This window comes from Amycolatopsis sp. NPDC005003, from assembly GCF_053600695.1.
Genome location: NZ_JBSGAI010000059.1, coordinates 34,550 through 53,914 on the forward strand (window position 1 = coordinate 34,550; position 19,365 = coordinate 53,914).

At 69.7% G+C, this 19,365-nt stretch carries 16 protein-coding genes; 14 read left to right on the forward strand and 2 right to left on the reverse strand.

Annotated elements, in window-relative coordinates; genetic code table 11:
* Positions 1 to 213 precede the first annotated feature (213 nt).
* The 7 genes from ACWED2_RS42530 to ACWED2_RS42560 all read left to right on the forward strand — a co-directional run bounded on the left by ACWED2_RS42530 (position 214) and on the right by ACWED2_RS42560 (position 6,716).
* Positions 214 to 813, forward strand: a complete 600-nt coding sequence (locus ACWED2_RS42530; RefSeq protein WP_449696178.1) for a hypothetical protein — start codon at positions 214 to 216, stop codon at positions 811 to 813.
* Positions 814 to 832: 19 nt separating this feature from the next.
* On the forward strand, positions 833 to 1,684 hold the full coding sequence (locus ACWED2_RS42535) for a transporter substrate-binding domain-containing protein (RefSeq protein ID WP_449696179.1): 852 nt from the start codon (positions 833 to 835) through the stop codon (positions 1,682 to 1,684).
* A 252-nt stretch (positions 1,685 to 1,936) separates the two neighbouring features.
* Positions 1,937 to 2,779 carry a zinc-binding dehydrogenase gene (locus ACWED2_RS42540; protein WP_449696180.1) on the forward strand — a complete coding sequence of 281 codons (843 nt, stop codon included), beginning with the start codon at positions 1,937 to 1,939 and terminating at the stop codon, positions 2,777 to 2,779.
* A 73-nt stretch (positions 2,780 to 2,852) separates the two neighbouring features.
* The gene (locus ACWED2_RS42545; protein WP_449696181.1) at positions 2,853 to 3,770 is read left to right on the forward strand and encodes a cupin domain-containing protein; all 918 of its coding nucleotides are present in this window, start codon (positions 2,853 to 2,855) and stop codon (positions 3,768 to 3,770) included.
* A gap of 251 nt (positions 3,771 to 4,021) precedes the next feature.
* Positions 4,022 to 4,804, forward strand: coding sequence for a hypothetical protein (locus tag ACWED2_RS42550; protein WP_449696182.1), 783 nt, complete (start codon positions 4,022 to 4,024; stop codon positions 4,802 to 4,804).
* 32 nt (positions 4,805 to 4,836) lie between these two features.
* A complete protein-coding gene (locus tag ACWED2_RS42555; RefSeq protein WP_449696183.1) occupies positions 4,837 to 6,081 on the forward strand; it encodes a sensor domain-containing protein in 1,245 nt (414 codons plus the stop codon).
* 23 nt (positions 6,082 to 6,104) lie between these two features.
* Positions 6,105 to 6,716, forward strand: a complete 612-nt coding sequence (locus ACWED2_RS42560) for a LuxR C-terminal-related transcriptional regulator (protein ID WP_449696194.1) — start codon at positions 6,105 to 6,107, stop codon at positions 6,714 to 6,716.
* A gap of 165 nt (positions 6,717 to 6,881) precedes the next feature.
* Here the strand turns inward: ACWED2_RS42560 and ACWED2_RS42565 are convergent, their stop codons facing one another.
* On the reverse strand, positions 6,882 to 9,701 hold the full coding sequence (locus ACWED2_RS42565) for a M36 family metallopeptidase (protein WP_449696184.1): 2,820 nt from the start codon (positions 9,699 to 9,701) through the stop codon (positions 6,882 to 6,884).
* 344 nt (positions 9,702 to 10,045) lie between these two features.
* On the opposite strand from ACWED2_RS42565, the gene ACWED2_RS42570 reads away from it, so the two are divergent.
* Entirely contained in the window at positions 10,046 to 11,998 is a 1,953-nt protein-coding gene (locus ACWED2_RS42570) for an ArnT family glycosyltransferase (protein WP_449696185.1), read from the forward strand.
* A gap of 32 nt (positions 11,999 to 12,030) precedes the next feature.
* Here ACWED2_RS42570 and ACWED2_RS42575 read toward each other — a convergent pair whose 3' ends face one another.
* Positions 12,031 to 12,390, reverse strand: coding sequence for an ArsR/SmtB family transcription factor (locus ACWED2_RS42575; protein ID WP_449696186.1), 360 nt, complete (start codon positions 12,388 to 12,390; stop codon positions 12,031 to 12,033).
* Positions 12,391 to 12,547: 157 nt separating this feature from the next.
* On the opposite strand from ACWED2_RS42575, the gene ACWED2_RS42580 reads away from it, so the two are divergent.
* The 6 genes from ACWED2_RS42580 to ACWED2_RS42605 all read left to right on the forward strand — a co-directional run bounded on the left by ACWED2_RS42580 (position 12,548) and on the right by ACWED2_RS42605 (position 19,201).
* Entirely contained in the window at positions 12,548 to 14,041 is a 1,494-nt protein-coding gene (locus ACWED2_RS42580; RefSeq protein WP_449696187.1) for an MFS transporter, read from the forward strand.
* Between the two features lie 424 nt (positions 14,042 to 14,465).
* Entirely contained in the window at positions 14,466 to 15,383 is a 918-nt protein-coding gene (locus ACWED2_RS42585) for an IS701 family transposase (RefSeq protein ID WP_449696195.1), read from the forward strand.
* A 135-nt stretch (positions 15,384 to 15,518) separates the two neighbouring features.
* The gene (locus ACWED2_RS42590) at positions 15,519 to 16,718 is read left to right on the forward strand and encodes an acyl-CoA dehydrogenase family protein (protein WP_449696188.1); all 1,200 of its coding nucleotides are present in this window, start codon (positions 15,519 to 15,521) and stop codon (positions 16,716 to 16,718) included.
* A 58-nt stretch (positions 16,719 to 16,776) separates the two neighbouring features.
* A complete protein-coding gene (locus ACWED2_RS42595) occupies positions 16,777 to 17,847 on the forward strand; it encodes a zinc-dependent alcohol dehydrogenase (protein ID WP_449696189.1) in 1,071 nt (356 codons plus the stop codon).
* Positions 17,844 to 18,335 carry a flavin reductase family protein gene (locus tag ACWED2_RS42600; RefSeq protein ID WP_449696190.1) on the forward strand — a complete coding sequence of 164 codons (492 nt, stop codon included), beginning with the start codon at positions 17,844 to 17,846 and terminating at the stop codon, positions 18,333 to 18,335. Before ACWED2_RS42595 ends, ACWED2_RS42600 begins: the two co-directional genes overlap by 4 nt.
* Entirely contained in the window at positions 18,332 to 19,201 is an 870-nt protein-coding gene (locus ACWED2_RS42605) for a Gfo/Idh/MocA family protein (protein WP_449696191.1), read from the forward strand. Before ACWED2_RS42600 ends, ACWED2_RS42605 begins: the two co-directional genes overlap by 4 nt.
* The last annotated feature ends 164 nt before the right edge of the window (positions 19,202 to 19,365 follow it).

The window sequence follows — 19,365 nt, forward strand, 5'->3', positions numbered from 1 at the left end:
GCGGCAGGTCCTGGAGGGTGGTTGCCTGGCACAACAGCGAACTTTTTGATGCGCGGGGGTTCTTCAGTCGTGACTGACGCCGTGACCGAGGAACCGGGCGAACACCCTCCGCAGGAGTCAGCTGATCAAGTCCCGACCTCGGACGCTCGTTTCCCGGGTTCCGGAACACCAGGACCACTCAGTCCGCGCTTCGTTGTCGCGGCCACGATCGCGTTGGTCTGGACGGTCGTGCTCCTCGGCTTGATCGCGGCCAAAATCGACGTGGTGGCGGCCATCGTCGGATCCTTCGTGAGTCTCCTCACCGCCCTCACCGGGATCGTCGGCGTCTTTCAACCTCCGCGGTTCCCACGGATCGGACCAGGGGTCACGCGGGGCGTCGTCATCGCCATCCTCGCCGTGGATTCCGCGGTCAGCGCGGGATGGGGTGCCTGGTCCTACTACCAGGCCAACCACGAGGTCGACGTGCTTTCCCAGATCCACCTCGCCGGCAGCACCGGCGTGTTACCCGACGGGCACGCCGAGCTCGATGTCGACATCGCGGTCAGGAGAACGCAGATCGATCTGGTGCTCCAGGCCGCCGACACCAACAGCGGCGCCGGAAGCTGCGTCCCGAACACCAGATTCTCGCTGATCCCGAGGTCCGCGGGGAATCGCGGCTCGGCGGTCGCCGTGACTCCCGGCACGCCCGTCCGCCTCGACCTGCCGGACGGGACCGAGCACCTGCACCTCGACGTCACCGTCATGAACACCCGGGAAGACCGGAACTGCGCGGTGGACCTGTTCGTCACCAGCGCGAAGCTGCGGAACCGATGACGGCCGCCTTGGAGGACTCATGAGAGCGGAGCGGACACTGCGGTGGCTTGCCGTCGGCGGCGCCCTCCTGGCGCTGGCCGGCTGCACGTCCACGCCACCGACGCCGTCCATCCTCACGGGGCCGCTCGCCGTCGGCGTCGGCGACCGCGCGCCGGGCTTCTCGCTGGGCGACACCAATCCCGCGGGCTTCGACATCGACCTGATGAACGCGATCGGGGCGAGATTGCACACTCCGGTCGCGAACACCCCGCTCACGTCCACGGATCGAGCGGGCAAGCTCAAGAGCGGCACGGCGACGATCGTCATCGCGACCTACTCGATCACAACGCAACGCAACCAGGACGGCATCGACTTCGCCGGCCCGTACATGATCACCCCCCAGGCGCTGCTCGTCCGCGCGGACGACACCCGCGTCGCCGGCAAGGACAGCCTGGCCGGGAAAAGCGTTTGCACCGTGAGCACGACCACCAATGCGGCGGTGACGATCCCCGGCGCGAACATGGCGACTCGGGCACCCAGTACCCAGGAGTGCATCGACCTGCTCGAGCGGGGCGGAACCGACGCGGTGTTCAGCGACACCCTGATCCTCTACGGCTTCACCCACGCGAGGCCCGGCAAGTTCAAGGTCGTCCTGTCGGGCACGTTCGGTGAGCTTCAGTACTACGGCGTCGGATTGCTCGGGCAGCACCACGAGGACTGCCTCAAGCTGAACTCCGTGATCAGCGACTACCTGCGCACACAGTGGCGGCACGATTTCCTGGACACGCTGCCGGACGCGGCGGACGCGTACCGCGGCGGCACCGGCGGCGATTTCGAAAGCCTGTTCAAGCCCAAGGACAGCGACATGGCGACGCTGTCGTGCAAGCTGTGAACTTCCCGAGCTCGTCGCGCCGCGAGTCGCACTGACACAGATCGTCACCTGATTGATCGTCATGGGGCTGGTGGCCGTCCCGGTCGTGCGTAGGGTTTCTCTAGGTGGGAGCGCGACATTCGCGCATTCGATCCGGTGCCGCGCCAAGTGCCCCGGTGCCTCGATAAGAGAAGGAAACACCCCCCTATGCGCGCCCTTGTGGTCGATCACAGTGAGGCCGGACCCGTTCGGTTCGCCGATGTCGATGAGCCCGTGCCGTCCACCGGTGAGGCGTTGGTGGAGATACGGCACATCGGCCTGAACTTCGGTGAGCTGAGGTACGCGCACGAGTGGACGGCCGGCGGTGTGCACGGTCACGACGCGGCAGGCGTCGTGGTACGCGCGGCGGCCGACGGCTCGGGGCCGCCTGAAGGCGCGCGCGTCGCACTGGGAATGGCGCCCTACGCGTGGGCGGAGCGGGTGGCGGTCGGTCCCGCCTGGCTCGGCACCGTCCCCGAGGGGGTGGATCTGGCCGAGGCCGCCGCGCTGGGGATCGCCGGGGTCACCGCACTCCGGGTGCTGCGCACGCGTTCCCTGCTGGCGCGCAACGTCCTGGTCACCGGGGCGAGCGGGGGTGTGGGGCACTTCGCCGTCCAGCTGGCGGCGCTGGCGGGAGCCCGGGTGACGGCACTCGCCGGTTCGCCGGACCGGGCCGCCGGACTCCGCGAACTCGGGGCCGGCACGGTCCTGACCGACCTGGCCGGGACCGAGGACCGGTACGACCTCATCCTGGACGCGGTCGGCGGGCCGCTGCTGGCCCGGGCGTGGCGTTCCCTCGCCGCGGGCGGCACCATCCACCTGGTCGGTGGCACCTCGGGCCAGGACACCACGTTCCCCGCGGGGAACCTGTTCGGCTTCGGCGAACCCCGCACCATCGCCACCTACGGCGACCTGACGCCGCCCAGCGGGGAGCTGGCGGATCTGCTGAGCCTCGTGGCCGCCGGGAAGCTGGCGGCGCCCATCGGACTGCGAGGCGGCTGGAAGGACGTGGACGACGCCATTCAGGCGCTGTTCGCCCGGAAGGTGCACGGCAAGGTGGTTCTCGACGTGACCTGAAGCCGTGAACGAGGACACCTGAGACAGCGCCCGCCGGCGGTCGCGGTTCACGGCGACCGACGAGAATGGAACCATGGACGTGCTCGCGGAGGTCTTGCGGATTTCGGGTGCACGAGGGGCGCTCGGAGTCGTGCTGAAGGCCGGAGGGACCTGGGGCCAGTGGCTGGACTCCTATCCGGGAGCGGCACTGCACGTCGTGTCCCGTGGCGTGATGTGGCTCCACGTCACCGGCGAGAAACCGCTGGAGGTGCGGGCCGGAGACGCCGTGCTGGTGTCGCCGGGCACCGCGCACGGGATAACCGGCAGCTCCAGCACGACGATGGGCCGCTGCGACGCGAGGGCGGCGGTTCAGGCCCTCGCCGAGGGCAGGGCCCTCCGGCTCGGCTCGGTGCCTGCGGAGACGGAAGTGATCGTCCTGCACTACGAGCAGGACCCAGCGGTGAGCACATCGCTGCTGGCCTCCCTCGCCAGGCCGATGCACGTGGCGGCCTCGGAGAACGCCCAGCTCAGCAGGACCGTCGAACTTCTCACCGCGGAGCTCGCCCAGCCGCAGATCGGCACGACCGCCGCCGTCAACAGCATCGTCGACCTTCTGCTCGTGCAGTTCGTACGCGCTTGGCTGGCCCGCAACCCGGAGGAACTGTCCGGCTCGTGGCTCGACGCGATGCGTGATCCGGTCGTGCGCGACGCGCTGGCCCGTGTCCATGCCCAACCGGAACGCCCTTGGACCACGGAGACCCTGGCCGCCGCCACGAGCGTCTCCCGGGCGACGCTGTCCAGGCACTTCCGGGCCGTCCTCGGACAGACGCCGGGCGCGTACCTGACGCAGTGGCGGATGGACCTGGCGTCCGTCCGGCTGCGCGATACCGACGAGCCGGTCGAGTCGATATCCGACGCGGTCGGCTACGGCTCGCCGCACGCTTTCAGCCGGGCTTTTCGGCGTGTCCGTGGCATGGCCCCGGGCGAGTACCGTTCTCGGCTTCGCAAGTGATGGGGCTGTCCCGAGATCGGTGCTTCCAGCGTTGTCGATCCGTAGGTCCCGGCTACTCGACCTGAAGGTAGAGCCGGCTGTACCGCACGGGTAGTGCAGCCTCACCCGGTTGCACTAGCTCATGCGCCATCGCGCTCCGAGCGGTCCTTCTCTACCGTCGTCCCATGCGATTTCGACCGAGCACGACAACGGGTGCCGCCGAATCAACACCGGAATCCAACGGCAGAACTGTTCGACTGCATTCGAGGCCCGTGCTCGGGTTGCTGCTGGCGGCCGCCGCGGCTTTGGTCGCAGCATTCATGTTCGCCCCCGCCGCGCTCCTGAGGCCGGCCTTCGGGGCTTACGATTACGCGAAACTGCAGGAAACCTTCGGGGATGCTCTGGTCGAGTATTGGCGAAGCGGAACCCCGGCGTTCCCCGCCCACCTGACGACGCTGGTCGACTACTGGTTCCAATGGCATGCGATCAAGGTGGCGATCAGCGCGTTGTCCGTCATCGTCTTCGCCTTGCTCACCACCGCGCTGTGGCAGCGATACCTGCGAGCCCGGCCCTGGTACGCGGCGGTCGCCACGGCCGCAGCGGTGTCGACGGTTCTCGCCATGGGAGTGTTGATGGTGAACATCGAGGTGACCGCCGTACCGCTGGTCGGGTTGCTGGGGCTGCTACCCGGCACAGCCGCCGACGGCAAGCTCACCCAGGTTTTGCGTGAGATGCACGAAGGGCTGACGGAATCGGCCGGCCCGCATGCCGGTTCCCCAGCGCTGACGGTATTCCTCGGCGAGGTCGAGCGATACCACTGGGTCATGGTGGCGATTTCCGCCACGCTGCTGGTGGCAACCGGCCTGGCGAGCGCTTACTTCTGGAAGCGGCGCAGCACCAGCGACCCCGGCGCCGCCCGCGTCAGATTCATGCACACCACGCTCGGCGTCATCACGGCCCTGACCGCATGCCTGCTGCTGCTCCTGACAGCGGCCAGTGTGCTCTCGGCGCTCGAGCCCGCCACCACGCTGCTGGACGTCATCGGTGCGAGCTGACACCGCTGCCCCGGCTACCGCACCGTAGGGTCGTGACCGTGGCGACCAGCGTGTGGCGGGCGATGGCGGGCGGCCCCGTCCGATTCGTCCTGTCGCGATGGCCGTGGCGCAGCCTGGCCTATGTGGTCAGCAGCGTGGCGGTCATCTCGATCGCCTGGCTGGCCATCCTGCCGCTGCTGCTGTTTCCACCGCTGCTGCTGCTCGTCGGCATACCGATCGGGGCGCTGGAGCGCCCCCGGCTCGGCTTCCTGGAGCCGCCGGCGGTCCCCAATCCGCACGCACCCGCGCCCCCGAACGGCTGGGCGTGGGTGCGGCTGCGGGTGACCGAGGCTGCCACCTGGCGCGAACTCGGCTATTGCGCCTGCCTGCTGTCGGTACTTGCCCTCCTCGACCTCGCCGCGGTGCTGGTCCTGTTCCTCTGCCTCCTCCTGCTGACCCTGCCGCTGTGGGTCGGGTTGGGAGTGAACGTCCATTTCGCGGTGGGCACCTGGACGGCCGAGACCGTCGGGCAGGCGTGCGCCGTCGCCGGTCTGGCCGGGGTGCCCGCGACGGTGGTCACCCTCTACGGAATCAGCGTGCTCGGCGGCGCCCAGGCAGCCTTCGCCAAGTGGCTGCTCGCGCCCACCGGCACCGAAACGAACCGTCAGGTCGAGGAGCTGGCCCGGTCACGCAGCCGGTTGGTCAGCTCCTTCGAGGCCGAGCGCCGCCGGATCGAGCGAGACCTGCACGACGGCACGCAGCAACACCTGGTGCTCCTGACGATGAAGCTGGGCCTGGCCGAGCGGCATCTGGCCGGCTCAGGCGGACGCGCCGGTGAACTCGTCGGCGAGGCCCACGAGCAGGCTCGGCTGGCACTCACGACCCTCCGGGACCAGATCCGCGGCATCCATCCTCAGATCCTCACCGATTTCGGGCTGGCCGAGGCGGTGCGCGACCTCGCCGAACGGTGCCCGATTCCGGTCGAGGTCGACCTCGACCTGCCCGGCCGGCTGCCGCCCGAGATCGAATCGTCCGCCTACTTCGTCGTCTCGGAGGCCCTGACCAACGCGGTACGACACGCTGCGGCCACTCGGATCCGGATCAGTGGCAGACTGGCTGGGCGACGGCTGGCGCTGACCGTCGTCGACGACGGTCGGGGCGGCGCTGAACCGGCACGGGGCACGGGCATCCGCGGGCTGGCCGACCGAGTGGCCGTCGTGGCCGGCACCCTGGAGCTCATCAGCCCGCAAGGAGGACCCACCACAGTGCGGATCGACCTGCCGTGTCGCTACGAATAGTGCTTGCCGAAGACGCCGCGCTCATGCGGGCCGGACTCGTCAGCCTGCTCGAAGGACTGGGCCACACCGTGGTGGCGGCGGTCGGCGACGGTGACTCGATGGTGGCGGCGGCCCGAGAGCACCGACCCGACCTGGTCATCACCGATGTCCGCATGCCGCCCGGTTTCACCGACGAAGGGCTGCGTGCCGCGGTGACCCTCCGCGCCGGCGACCCGAGCGCGGCGGTCCTCGTGCTGTCGCAGTACGCGGCCACCGCGTACGCCGCCGAACTGCTCGGCCCGGCCGGCCGGGCCGGAGTCGGCTACCTGCTCAAGGACCGCATCGGCGAGGTCGCCGACTTCGCCGACGCAGTGTCGCGGGTCGCGGCCGGCGAGACCGTCATCGACCCCGACGTGGTGCGGCAGTTGCTGAACCGCCCACGCACGACCAACCCACTCGACCGGTTGACCACACGGGAACGGGAGGTGCTCGGGCAGATGGCCGAAGGACACAACAACCCGTCCATCGCCCGGACGCTCGAAATCAGCCACGCCGCGGTGGCCAAACACATCGGCAACATCTTCACCAAACTCGACCTCCCCGAAGCCGACGGCCACCGCCGGGTACTCGCCGTCCTGACCTACCTGCGAAGTTGACCGCACCCGAGCGCAAACGGCGCGCGAGCGGCGAATTGTGCGTCACGTACACGCGTTCTCGGCGGGAAGTCCGCGTCCGCGTAGTTGCCCGCGGCCCTTCTCGTCGAGGTGGAACCACCGGGCGGCCGGTGGTACCGGGTCGCGGCGACCCGGTACCACTCGCGCCTACGCCGCCGTTCCGTAGACCGACAGTTCGGTGCTGCTGATGTAGAAGCAGCCGAGCGTCGGCGCACCGGGGATGCAGGGCGGTCCGGCGTCCTGGCCCTGCGTGGTCAGCATCGTGTACCGGACGTACTGGACGGCATTGCCGGTGCCCGCGGCCGGTGTCGCCGGGGTGGGTGTGACCGTGCCGTAGGGGAAGGCGCTCTCCACCGCGGTGGTCCACGTCGTGCCGTCGGCGGAGGTTTCCACCCGGTAGTGGCCGGTCCCGACCTCGTAGACGGGGACGCAGACCGGCATCGGGTTGATCACCAGCTGGGTGATGTCGACCTTGGCCGGCAGCTTGACCACGACGTTCCGCCCGCCGGGCTGGATGAAGCTGACCCAGCCCTTCGACTGCGACTGGTCGATCATGTTGCCCGGGCCGCAGACCGGGCTCAAGTCCGGCCCGGTGAAGCTCGCGACCGAGCCGCCTCCGGCGGCCGCGGCCCAGTCCCGGCGGATCGTCCAGTCCTGGGTCAGCGGGTGCGACGGGATGGACAGCGTCTTCTCCCCCTCGTCGTAGCCCGCGCCACGGGCGGCGACCTTCGCGTACGTTCCGGGCAGGATGCCGGGGATCGTGTAGGTGCCGTCCGCGGCCGTGGTGGCCGCCAGGCCGCCGGCGAAGCCGGAGGCGTGTCCACCGAAGGCGACCGTGACTCCGCCGACCGGTGCGCCGCTGTCCTGGTCGGTGACCGTGCCGGTGAGCGTGCCGCGTGGTGTGTCCGCCGACGGCGGCATCGAGAAGTCCTCGACCGGCCGGATGTCGTCACCGTCGCTCGCCGCGGCGAAGTAGCCCATGCCGCGGTGGGCGAACACCTGCCAGATCGTCTTCTGCAGCTTCCCGCCGTCGACGACCAGGTCGGCCTGCAGGATCGAGTTGCGCTCGTCCAAAAAGGACGGATTCGCCGGGGACAGCTCCATGGCCCGGGTGACCAGCGACTCGGCCTTCGCACTGCCGATGGCCTTCCGCAGGTCCCACAGGGTCTCCGCCCAGATCTCACCGTCGTCGTGCGCCTCGGCGAAGCCCGAGAGCCGCCCGTAGTCGCCGTAGGTGTAGCCGCCGGAATGGGTCGCCGGGGTGCCGGGGCAGACCGCGGCGGGGGCGCCGACGGTGCAGTCGAGCGGCTGCGAGCGGATCGTGCCGCCGGCGGTCCAGTACTTGCCGACCCGGATCTCCCCGTCGGCCGCGGTGTCCTTCTCCAGGCCCTGGCCGACGAGGAAGTCCTCGGCGTACCAGTCGCTCCACCCCTCACCCATGGCACCGGCCTGGGCGCCGCTGAGGGTGGAGAAGCCGTTCGCGTCGACCACGAGCCGGTTCGACAGGCCGTGGGTGTACTCGTGGTAGACCACGTCCGCCGCGTCGCCGGAGTTGCCCGCCACCGAGCGCGTGCCCGGATTGATGAGGTACATCTGCATGCGCGGCGGCGTACCGTCCGGCGGTGTGCTCATGTTCGCGTTGTTGGCGTGTCTGCCGTCGGGCAGGCCGCCCGCCGTGTCGGCGCCGTCGTCGGACTCGCCCTGCACCGCGTCCCCGTCGACCGCTTCGAAGTTGCCCGCGCTGCGGGTGAAGCCGATCGGACCGGCCAGCAGGTGGTCGTGGAACGTGCCCAGGAAAGCGAACAGCTGCACCGCGTTCTGTGCCCGGTTGACCTGCCACGAGTTCGGCGTCTCCGGATCCCACGAACACTGCAGGGCGGCCGAACAGAGCCCGCCTGCCGTCTTGGTGAAGTCGGTGAACGGGTACTCGAAGCTGCCCTTCGCGGCCGGGCGCACCTCTTCGGACGGGCCGGCGGCGTTGTTGTCGTCGACGTCGGAGTAGACGTGCGCGTAGTAGCCGGCCAGGCGCGGCGAGTTGTCCGGCAGCCACTTGCGAAGACTGACCCGCTGCTGCTTGCCGCCAGCGGCCGCGCCCGGGTAGCCGGGCCACACCTGGGCGGTGTCGTTGTCCACCGTGTTGTGCCGGTAGAGGACCCGGCCGCTCGCCGCGTCGACGACGTGCACGAACCCGTCACGCAGCAGCAGCGTCTGCCAGGCGAGCCGCGGGCCGTCCGCGGTCTGGAACCAGACCAGCTTGGCGGTGCCACCATCGCTGAACGTCGTGGCCTGCTGGGGTCCGGCGGCGTTCCTGGTCACCGTCGCCGAGGTGCCCTCGACGTCCTTGACCGCGGCCGCCCGGGCAGCGGTGGCGGACAGCGCGGCACCACCCACGGCCGCCGGGAGTCGCTTGACCGGTGCGCCGTCCACCTGGATCAGCCGCCCGTCCTTGGCGACGTGAGCCTTGAGACCGTTGCCGAAAACGGGGACGCCCCCGGCAGACTGCACGAAGCTGAGGTGGTGGGTGCCCTCGACATCGGTGTAGTCCTGCCGCAAGGCGAGTCCGGCGACGGTGTTCGCGTCCAGACCGAAGACATCGGTGTGCGCACGCAGATAGCCGAGCGCGATGTCGGCCGGCTTCTGCGCGCTGGCGGCGGTGAGGAAGCCGTCGGTCCGCGCAACCCGCCGCGGCGTCCCGGTGGCGTTGTCGATGTCCACGATGCCCTGCAGGCCGAGCTGGTCACGCAGCTGCCGGACGGCAACCGGCGACGACCCCGCGTCAGCCGACCGTCGGGAAGCGGCAGAAAGGCCGCCCGCGCCACGCAAGGAGTCACGGCTGTCGTAGTCGGCACGCCACTGCTTCGGCCACCCACCGACGCCGGCACGGTCCGGAGCGGCGTGCGCGACGGTGGGGAGCAGTCCGGCCAGCAACACGATCCCGGCGGCGGCCGCCCCGGCCCGCCTTGTCATCGATCTCAACTGGATCCCCTTCCGATCGGGCTCGGCAGGGGGCCGATTCTCCGCCGATGATCAAAACCCCGGCTAGAACGCAGATTCACAACCTGCCCACCCGGAACTGACCGCAGCTGACAATCATTCGGCCGTCCGGACGCGGTTGCGGAGCCGTCCCAGGTACTGCCGAAGCCGGTGTCGAATCCGGGGGCCCGCCACATCCCGCGGGCGACACGAGTTCGCCGGAACAACTGTTCGCACATCTTGTGACAGTGCGACTATTTACGTACGATCGTACTAACGCCCAACGTCGGGCCGCGTCGCCTTACCCCCTGACAGCTCTTCTCCCGGAGGAAACGCGCATGGCCACGACTGTGCCCGGTATCGCGGCGGGCGACGAACAGCACACCGCCCGGCTGCGACCGTCGCACCGTTCGGCGAACCTGGCCGACCGGCTTCGGCGGTGGTCGCGGGGCCGCGACGACGACCCCCGCTGGGCGCGCCCCGCCCTGCTGGTCCTGCTTGCCGTCACGGGCGTCCTCTACGTCGTCGACCTGGGCGCCTCCGGCTGGGCGAACCAGTTCTACGCCGCGGCCGTGCAGGCGGGGACGCAGAACTGGGAGGCTTTCCTCTACGGCTCCACCGACGCCGCCCGCTCCATCACCGCGGACAAGCCGCCTGCCTCCCTGTGGCTCACCGGCATCTTCGTGCGGGCTTTCGGGCTCTCCCCCTGGACCGTCCTGATCCCGCAAGCCTTCGCGGGCATTGCCACCGTGGCCGTGCTGTACACGGCGGTGCGGCGGCAGTTCTCCCCCGCCGCCGGGTTGATCGCCGGCTCCGTCCTGGCTTTGACCCCGGTGGCGGCGTTGATGTTCCGGTTCAACAACCCCGACGCGCTTCTCGCCCTCCTGCTCACGGTTGCGGGATACGCCGTGCTCCGGGCCCAGGAGAACGCGCGCACCCGCTGGCTCGTTCTGTCGGCCTTTTGCGTGGGCTTCGCTTTTCTCACCAAGACATTGCAGGCGTTTCTCATCGCACCCGCACTGGCCGTGACGTACCTGGCGTTCGCGCCGACGGGAATCGGGCGGCGCGTCCGGCAATTGCTGATCGCCCTGCTCACGATCGTGGCGACCAGCGGCTGGTGGGTGCTGCTCGTTCAGCTGGTCCCGGCGGAACACCGTCCTTACGTCGGCGGCTCCCAGCACAACGACTTCCTGGAACTCACCTTCGGCTACAATGGATTCGGTCGGCTGAACGGCGTGGAGACCGGCGCCGTCGGCACCCCGGGCCTGCCGTCCTGGGGTGGACCGGCCGGCCTGGACCGGCTGTTCCGCGTCGAGTTCGGCAGCGGGATCGCCTGGCTGATCCCGGCGGCGTTCCTGTTGTCGGCCGCCGGTCTGTGGGTGACCCGCCGGGCGCCGCGCACGGACCCGGCCCGGGCCGCCTTCGTGTTGTGGGGACTCGCCCTGCTCACCACCTTCGTGGTGTTCAGCGAGATGAAGGGCATCTTCCACCCGTACTACAACGTGGCACTCGCGCCGTACATCGCCGCGGTCGTCGGCATGGGCTCGTCAGTGCTGTGGGAACGGAGCCGGCGCAAGGCCCGTTCCGGGCAGGCCTGGGCCCCGCGCGCCGCGCTGGCCGTGGTCGTGCTGGTCACGGTGTTCTGGGGAGCCGTGCTGCTGAACCGGACGCCGGACTGGCTGCCGTGGCTGCGTTACGCGGCGGGGACGGGCGGTGCGATCGCGGCGGCCGGCCTGCTGTTCGCGGCACGCCGCCACCTCGTGTCCTTCGGCGCGCTCGGGCTGGTCGCGACGCTGGCCGGGCCGGCCGCCTACACGCTGTCGACCGTGAGCCGGCCGCACGAAGGCGCGTTGCCCGGGGTGGGTCCCGCGGCGGCGAGCACCGTCAGCGGCGGGATGGCCGGCGCCGACCCCAGCCTGGTCCTCCTGCTCAACGGCAGCAAGCCCGGGCCCCGGATCACCGCACTGCTCAAGGAAAACCCCGAAAACCACACCTGGACCGCCGCGGCCGTCGGCTCCCAGAACGCGGCGGGCTACCAACTCGCCACCGGTCGGCCGGTGATGGCGGTGGGCGGCTTCAACCGCAGCGATCCCGCCCCGACTCTCGAGAAGTTCCGGCAGTACGTCGAAGCGGGGCAGATCCACTACTTCATCGGCGGGAACGTCAACGTGAGCGCCGGCGGCAGCTCCGACAGCGCGCGGATCGCGAGCTGGGTCGAAGCCCACTACCCGGCCGCAACCGTGGACCAGGTGACGGTCTACGACCTGACCACCCCGGTGCCCCGTCCGTGACACCGGCCGCGCTCCGGCACCGCTCGCCGAAGCTACCGGCCCGCTCTGGGCGCGCGCCGGGCCGGCCCGCCCTGGGCGAGCTCGCCGATCCCGGCGACCACCGAGTCGAGCAGGCCGGGAAAGCGTTCGTCCAGGTCTTCCTTGCGCAGGGTCAGCAGGTTTTCCCGGCCCGCGGGCTGCTGCCAAATGACGCCGGCGTCCCGCAACACCCGCCAGTGGTGGGTCAGGGTGGACTTCGAAATGCCCTCGCCCAGGTAGGTCCCCACCTGACCACAGGGCCGTTCACCGGTTTCGGCGAGCACGCGCACGATGGTCAGCCGCAAGGGGTTGCCCAGCGCCGACAGGACGTTCGCGAGCTCGATCTGATCACGAGCTGGATGGTGAGGAACCATGAGAGCAGCGTAGCAAAACAGTACTAGCACAGGCGAACAGTAGGCCTTGACCTGGGAAGACTGGTCAACAGTTCGATTGTACGTTATATTCCGTACTGTCGTACTGATCGAGCCGCGCCCGCCGGGCAACGCCGAACGGGGAGGATGTCGGAATCGCATGTCCAGGTCGATACGGGCCGAACAGCCCACTGAGCCGCAACCGCTGACCGGGCGACGACTGGGCTGGAGTCTCGTCCTGCTGGCCCTCGCCCAGCTGATCTTTTCGCTGGACCTCAACATCGTGTTCGTCGCGTTGCCGGACATCGGCCGCGATCTGGGATTCTCGGGACAGACCCAGCAGTGGGTGGTCGGCGCGTACGCCGTCTTCGCCGGCGGGTTCCTCCTGCTCGGCGGCCGCGCGGCGGACCTGCTCGGCCGCCGCCGGGTGTTCGTGACCGCCCTCGCCGTCTACGCGGTCTCGTCGCTGGCCGGCGGGCTCGCCCCGAACGCGCTGGTCATCGTCATCGCCCGCTGCGTGCAGGGCATCGGCGCCGCGCTGCTGCTCCCGTCGACCCTGTCGCTGATCAACACCCTCTACGAGGAAGGGCCGCGGCGGAACCGGGCGCTCGCCGTCTGGGGCGGCGCGGGAGCCAGCGGCCTGACGGTCGGCGCACTGCTGGGCGGCGTGCTGACCCAGGCGTTCAGCTGGCCCGCGGTGTTCTACGTCAACGTTCCCCTGGCGGGGATCGTGGCCCTCGCCGCACTGGCGGTCATTCCCCGGGACCGGGGCGGACGCGCCCGGCGCCGGTTCGACCTGCCGGGGGCGCTGACGGTCACCGGAGGCGCGACCCTGCTGGTCTTCGTGCTCGTCCAAGGACCGGAACTGGGCTGGACCGCGCCGGCCATCCTCGTCGCCGCGCCGGTGGCGGTGGCCTTGCTGATCGCCTTCGCGCTCATCGAGGCGCGCAGCGCCGATCCACTGATGCCGTTCCGGCTGTTCGCCAACCGGAGCCTGACGGTCGGCATGATCGTCACGTTCGTCTACATGGCGACCTTCGGTGCGCTGCCGTACTTCCTCACCGTGCTGTTGCAGACAGTCCAGGGACTCGACGCGCTGCAGACCGGGCTGGCGTTCCTCGTGCCGTCGGTGGCGATCGCGACCGGCACCCAGCTCGGGGAACGGATGACCACCCGGCTCGGTGGCCGGACCAGCCTGTTCGCCGGGTTCGCGATCGGCGTGGCCGGGACCGCGCTGCTGGCCACCGGCTTCACCGAGGACAGCACCTACACCGCGCTGGTGCCCGGGCTCGTCGTCTCGGGTCTCGGGCAGGGCATCACCTGGACGGCCATGTGGATCGCGGCCGCGAGCGGCGTCGCGCCGGACGAGCAGGGGGTCGCCAACGGCATCGCGTCCACGACGCTGAACATCGGCAACGCACTGGGTCTCGCGGTGCTGATCGCGATCGCCAACTCGGGGACGGCAGGCCTCGGCGGCGAGCCGTTGCGCGCCGCGCTGGCCGACGGCGGATTCCTCGCGGTTCTGCTCACCGCCGCCGGGATGCTGGCCGGCCTGCTGATCACCTTCGCGCTGCCGTCCCGGCGTTCGGCCGCCGTACCCGCATCCGCCGTCGCGCGCACCGAGGAGGCAGATGCCGCGTCGATGAACTCCTGACGGAAGGCGCGTGTTCGCGGGGAGCGCTTCGCCGGGCGCTCCCCGCGAACACGTGAAGGCCATCCCCACACCGTGGCCTTCACCACAGTCGGGCCAGGCCGGTTCCCATTCGAGAATCGGCCATCTTTTCATGAGAAAACGCTTTCTCAAAGCGTAGTCGAGTTGCTACTTTTCGTACCGTAAATCATCCCCGATGTAGCGTCTCGGCTGGTCAACGACCGAACTCGTCAAGTAGACGTTGAGTGATCCGCGGAAAACCACGCGGCTGGTAAGTTCGGTCACGTTGTCTATCGCTCGCCATTGTCGGGGGTGCGCAGAGGTCAACGGTGCCTTTCGCCTTCCCGGCGTCCATGGAGCCACACTGGGGGAAAGCCGTATGTCCGTTGATCACGTATACGCGTCGCCCGCTCGATAAATCGTTGACCTGACCGCGTTCACCGATCAGGTTTTCGGCCCATTGGCCCGGGTCGATCAGCGCCGATGGGCCCGGGCCTATCTGCACGGCCTGCTCACCGTGCCCGGAAAGAAATCGCTGCAGCGGCTGGCCGAGGCCACGTCGGGGACACCGGCCGCGTGCCGGGGCCTGCGTCAGTTCGTCAATTCCAGCTCCTGGGACTGGCGGCCCGCTCGACGGGAACTCACGCGGATGATCACCGAGCGCGCCGGGGTCCGTGCCCTGACCACCGCAACGCTGGTCATCCCCAAGCGGGGCGAGCATTCCGTCGGGGTGCGCCGCCGGTTCGTGGCGGAGACGGGCCGGACGATCAACTGCCAGGTCGCCCGGGGCCTGTTCCTCATCACCGGGGAGGCGGCGATCCCGGTCGACTGGGAGCTGCTGCTGGACGAATCCTGGCTGGCCGACGACCAGAGAAGACACCGGGCGCGCATACCCGACCGCCTCGAGCCACGCCCGGAATGGGCGCACCTGGCCGACTTCGCCCGGCTCGTGCCCGCGCCCGTGGTGGCCGACCTGAGCGGTGTGCCCGACGCACGCCAGGCCATCACCCGGCTGGCGGAGGCCAATCCCGACTTCGTCGCGCGCGTCGCGTCGGCACCCGGCCCGCAGCCGGGCCGGGTCGTGCCGGCACCGCGCGCTTCCGCGGAGTCCAAGGCGGCTCCCCGGGCGCACTGGGTCAGCGGCCTGGCCGGCAGGCGGCCCGACGAAATCATGGCACTCGTCCGGTCCGCGTCGCGGACCCGGACCGCGACCAGGGAACTGGCCAACGAGTTCGGCGCGCTGGATTTCGAAGGCCGGTCCTTTCCCGGCTGGCACCACCACATGACCATGGTTTCCGCCGCCTACACCTATCGATACCTTTCCCGGGTCGGTAATTTTCACTAGAAGTCACCTCGGCGACGAGGTACCCGACAGACCGCACGGAAACCTCCGACGACTTTTCCAGGTCGACATTGTCGGGGCCGTTGCCCTCGGCGAAGATGCTGTCAAATCATCATTTCCCGAGTGAGGTGAGCTGCCATGACGGAGCCGGAAGCACCGGTTGAACTCTGGCCCGAGTCGGATACCGCGGAAACGACGGATTGGCTGGCCAGGGTGGCGAAGATCGCTCCGCTGATCGAAGACAACAAAGAAAAGGGTGAACGCGATCGGCAGACACCGCAGGTGGTCTTCGAGGCGCTGCGGGACGTGGGCATTCCCCGGATGTGGGTGTCGAAGGAGTTCGGCGGCGAGCAGGTTTCCCTGCCGACCGGGTCCGCGGTCATCCGGGCGCTGGCCCGGCTGGACGGCTCGGTGGCGTGGCAGATGGGCGTCCAGGGCGCGATCGGGCGGCTCTCGGACTACCTCCCGGAGACGACGGCCCGGGAACTGTTCGAGCAGAGCTCCGGTCTCGTGGTCGGCGGGGTCAACCCGGGCGGCCGCGCCGAGCGCGTGGACGGCGGCTACCTGCTGAGCGGTGAGTGGGCCTTCGCCAGCGGGTCGGCCCACGCGGATTGGCTGGTCTGCGCGGCCTTCGAAACCGAGCGCGGGCAGCGGGTCCAGGGCGCGACCGGGCCGCTCCTGCGGATGCTGTTCATCCCGCGCGGGCAAGCGGAGCTGCTCGACACCTGGTACACCGTCGGGCTGCGCGGCACCGGCAGCAACCACTACCGGGTGCCGGAGACGTTCGTGGCCGAGGAGTACACCGTGGCGCAAAGCGCGATGCTGCGCCCGCCCGCCGAGCGGCCTTCGCGCGCCTACCCGGTTTCCTACTACGACTTCGGGCCGTTCACGTCGGCTTCGACCGCGCTGGGACTGGCGCAGGACGCGCTCGCCACGTTCAAGGCGCTGGCCCTGAAGAAGACCCCGACCGGCGCCACGAGCACGCTCGCGGTCAGCCACACCGTCCAGGAGAAGCTGGCTCGCGCGGAGATGCGCGCCTACTCGGCCCGGCTCCTGCTCGTCGACGCGGCGAAGCAGGCCACGGCTTCCGGGGAGACCGGGGGCGACGCGCTCAGCGCGCTGATCCGGCTCACCGCGGCCACGGTCGCCGAACACGCGGTAGCGGTCGTGGACACCGCTTTCGACCTGGCCGGCTCCAGCTCGCTCTACGCGACGAGCAGGCTGGACCGCTGTTTCCGGGATGTCCATTCGGCGGTCAAGCACATCACCTTGTCGCCGTCGCATTTCGAAATGGCAGGTCAGTACCTGCTCGGCGGCGGCCTGCAGATGCGCCGGTGACCCCGCTCCCCCGTTTTCTTCCCGCTCCCTCTCCCCTCCCGAAAGAGACGAGTAACGGATGTCGACCATGAAGGCCGTCCAGCTCATCGCGCCGCGCAAGACGCTCGTGGCGGAACTGCCGATCCCCCGCACCCCGGCGGACGGGCTGCTGTTGAAAACACGCTGCGTCTCCATCTGCTCCACGGACATCTCCTTCTTCGAAAGCCACCTCTTTCCCGCTGAATACCCGGTCGTGCTCGGCCACGAATACCTCGGCGAGGTCGTGGACATCGGCCCCGACTTCGACGACGCCGGCGCGGACATCGCCCTCGGCGACCGGGTCGTGTACTGGGGACAGACCGATTTCGACGGGTTCGCCGAGTACCGCAGCGTCCGCCCGATCTTCTCCGGCCAGCTGAAGCACGACGTGTTCTGGGCGGACCGGAACTTCCACGACGACCGGCACGCCGCGGCGGTGAAGGTCCCCGCGGGCCTGGACGACCTCCAAGCCTCGTTCATCGAGCCGGTCACCGGGGCACTGCGCTCGATCCTGACCCATCCGCCACGGCCCGGCGACAAGGTGCTCGTCCTGGGCACGGGCCCGATCGGCATCATCGCCGGGAGCGTGATCAGCCGCGTGCTGGCCCCGCATTCCATCGTGTCGGTGGACGCCAACCCGCAGCGCAACCTCCATGCCGAGGACCACTTCTCGCAGCAGGCGTACCTGCCGGAGGAACTGGCCGGGAAAGTCGAAGACAACACGTTCGACTACATCTTCGACACCTTGCCCACGATCAAGGTGGACGACGAGGAGAAGGATCCGCGCCGGGTGGCGATGCGGAAACTGCGACCGCACGGTCGTTACGTGCTCTACGGCGCCTCTCAGGAAATGCAGAAGTTCGACACCTGGCTGATGCTCGCCAAGGGCATCAACATCAGTTCGGCCCCCTTCGACGTGACGAGCTTCCCGATGCACCGGACGGCGAACGTGATCGCGTCGGCGATGCAGATGCTGCTGACCGGAATCGTCGACGGCAAGAAGCTGCTTTCGCGGGTGTGCAAGTTCACCGACTACGACAGCTTGGTGAAGATCTTCGAAAGCTACCGCACGACGACCGATCTGAAGACCATCGTCGACTTCCGGGAGTGATCGTGCTGCCTGCCGAGCTCATGGAGTTCACCCGAGCGCTGGCCCGGGTTCCCGGCCCGGTGACGGTCGCCACCACCGTCGACGACGCCGGGCGGCGCTGGGGTTTCACCGCCACCTCGTTCAGCTCGCTCTCGCTGGATCCCCCGCTGGTGCTGATCTGCCTCGGGAAGACGGCCAGCACCCACCACGCGTTCACCTCCGCCGGGCGGTTCCTGGTGAACGTGCTGGCGGCGGGGCAGTCGGCGGTGGCGCAGCGGTTCGCGACCTCCGGGATCGACCGGTTCGCGGCCGGCGACATGCGGCCCTGCGAGTTCGGCCTGCCCGGGCTGGAGTCGGCGCCGGTCCGCCTGGCGTGTGCGCTGCACGACGTTCTCGACGGAGGCGACCACAGCATCCTGGTGGGCCGGGTGGAGGCGCTGCACACCGCCGAGGGCGCCCCGCTGGTCTACTGCGACCGCACCTTCGGCGAGCTGTTGTCGGCACGGTGATCCGGATCGCGCTGCTCGGCACGGCTCACGTCCACGTGGCCGACTACCTGGCGGCGATCGCCAAGGACCCCGGAGCGCGGCTCGTGGCCGTCCACGGCGGCGACGTGCCGGGAGTGCGGCGGGCCGACGACGTGCGCCAGGCGTTGCGCGACGCCGACATGGCGCTGGTCACGTCCGCCACGGCGGAGCACAGCGAGGTGCTCCGCCACACTTCTGTCGCTCGAGTGCCGGTCCTGGTGGAGAAACCGCTTGCCGGTGACCTGGCGGAGACGGTCCGGCTCGTCCCCCTCCTCGCGAGCGGAGGAACGACGGCGATGTTCCTCCGCTGCGCTCCCGCCTTCCGGCGCGTGCGATCGCTCCTGGCCGGAGGGGAGCTGGGCGAGCTCGCCGCCGCGCACCTCCGGTTCACCCACCCCGGGCTGCTCGACGGGGTGTTCACCGGCCCCGCCGCGTGGATGCGGCACGTCGGCGGATTCACCGACCTCGCCGTCCACCTCTTCGACCTCCTTCTCTGGTTGCGGCCCCGAGCGCACCTCACGCTGAAAGCGACGTCCTGGCAGGAAGACACCGGAGGAGCGGCCCTGCTCGACTGGGGCGGCGTCCCGGCCACCGTGCACGCGGGCTGGACGTCCCGGCCCGGCGGCATCCACCTCCACCTGGAAGGCTCGCGGGACAGCCTCACCGTGGACGGCGGGCGGCTGAGCACGACCGGCCACACCGAAACCCACGACCCGCCCCGCGCGGAGGCCGCCTTCGAAGCGTTCATCGCCGCCTTGCGCGGGCACGCGCGCTGGGAACCACCCTCGGCCGCGGATATCGTCGCGGTCTCCGGGCTGATCGACGAAGCCGGCAAGTCGCCCGCTTGAAAGGCCGGGGCGGATCCCGGCGATGGCGGTGAAGACCGCTCGGTGGCGGCGGGTTGTCCTGCTGTCAGCGCTAGGGCCTGTATCGAAGTCGGTCAGAGCCATTCGTTGATGGCGGCGACGTGGATGGTGGCTTCGTAGCGGACGGCGAGTTTTTCGTAGCGGGT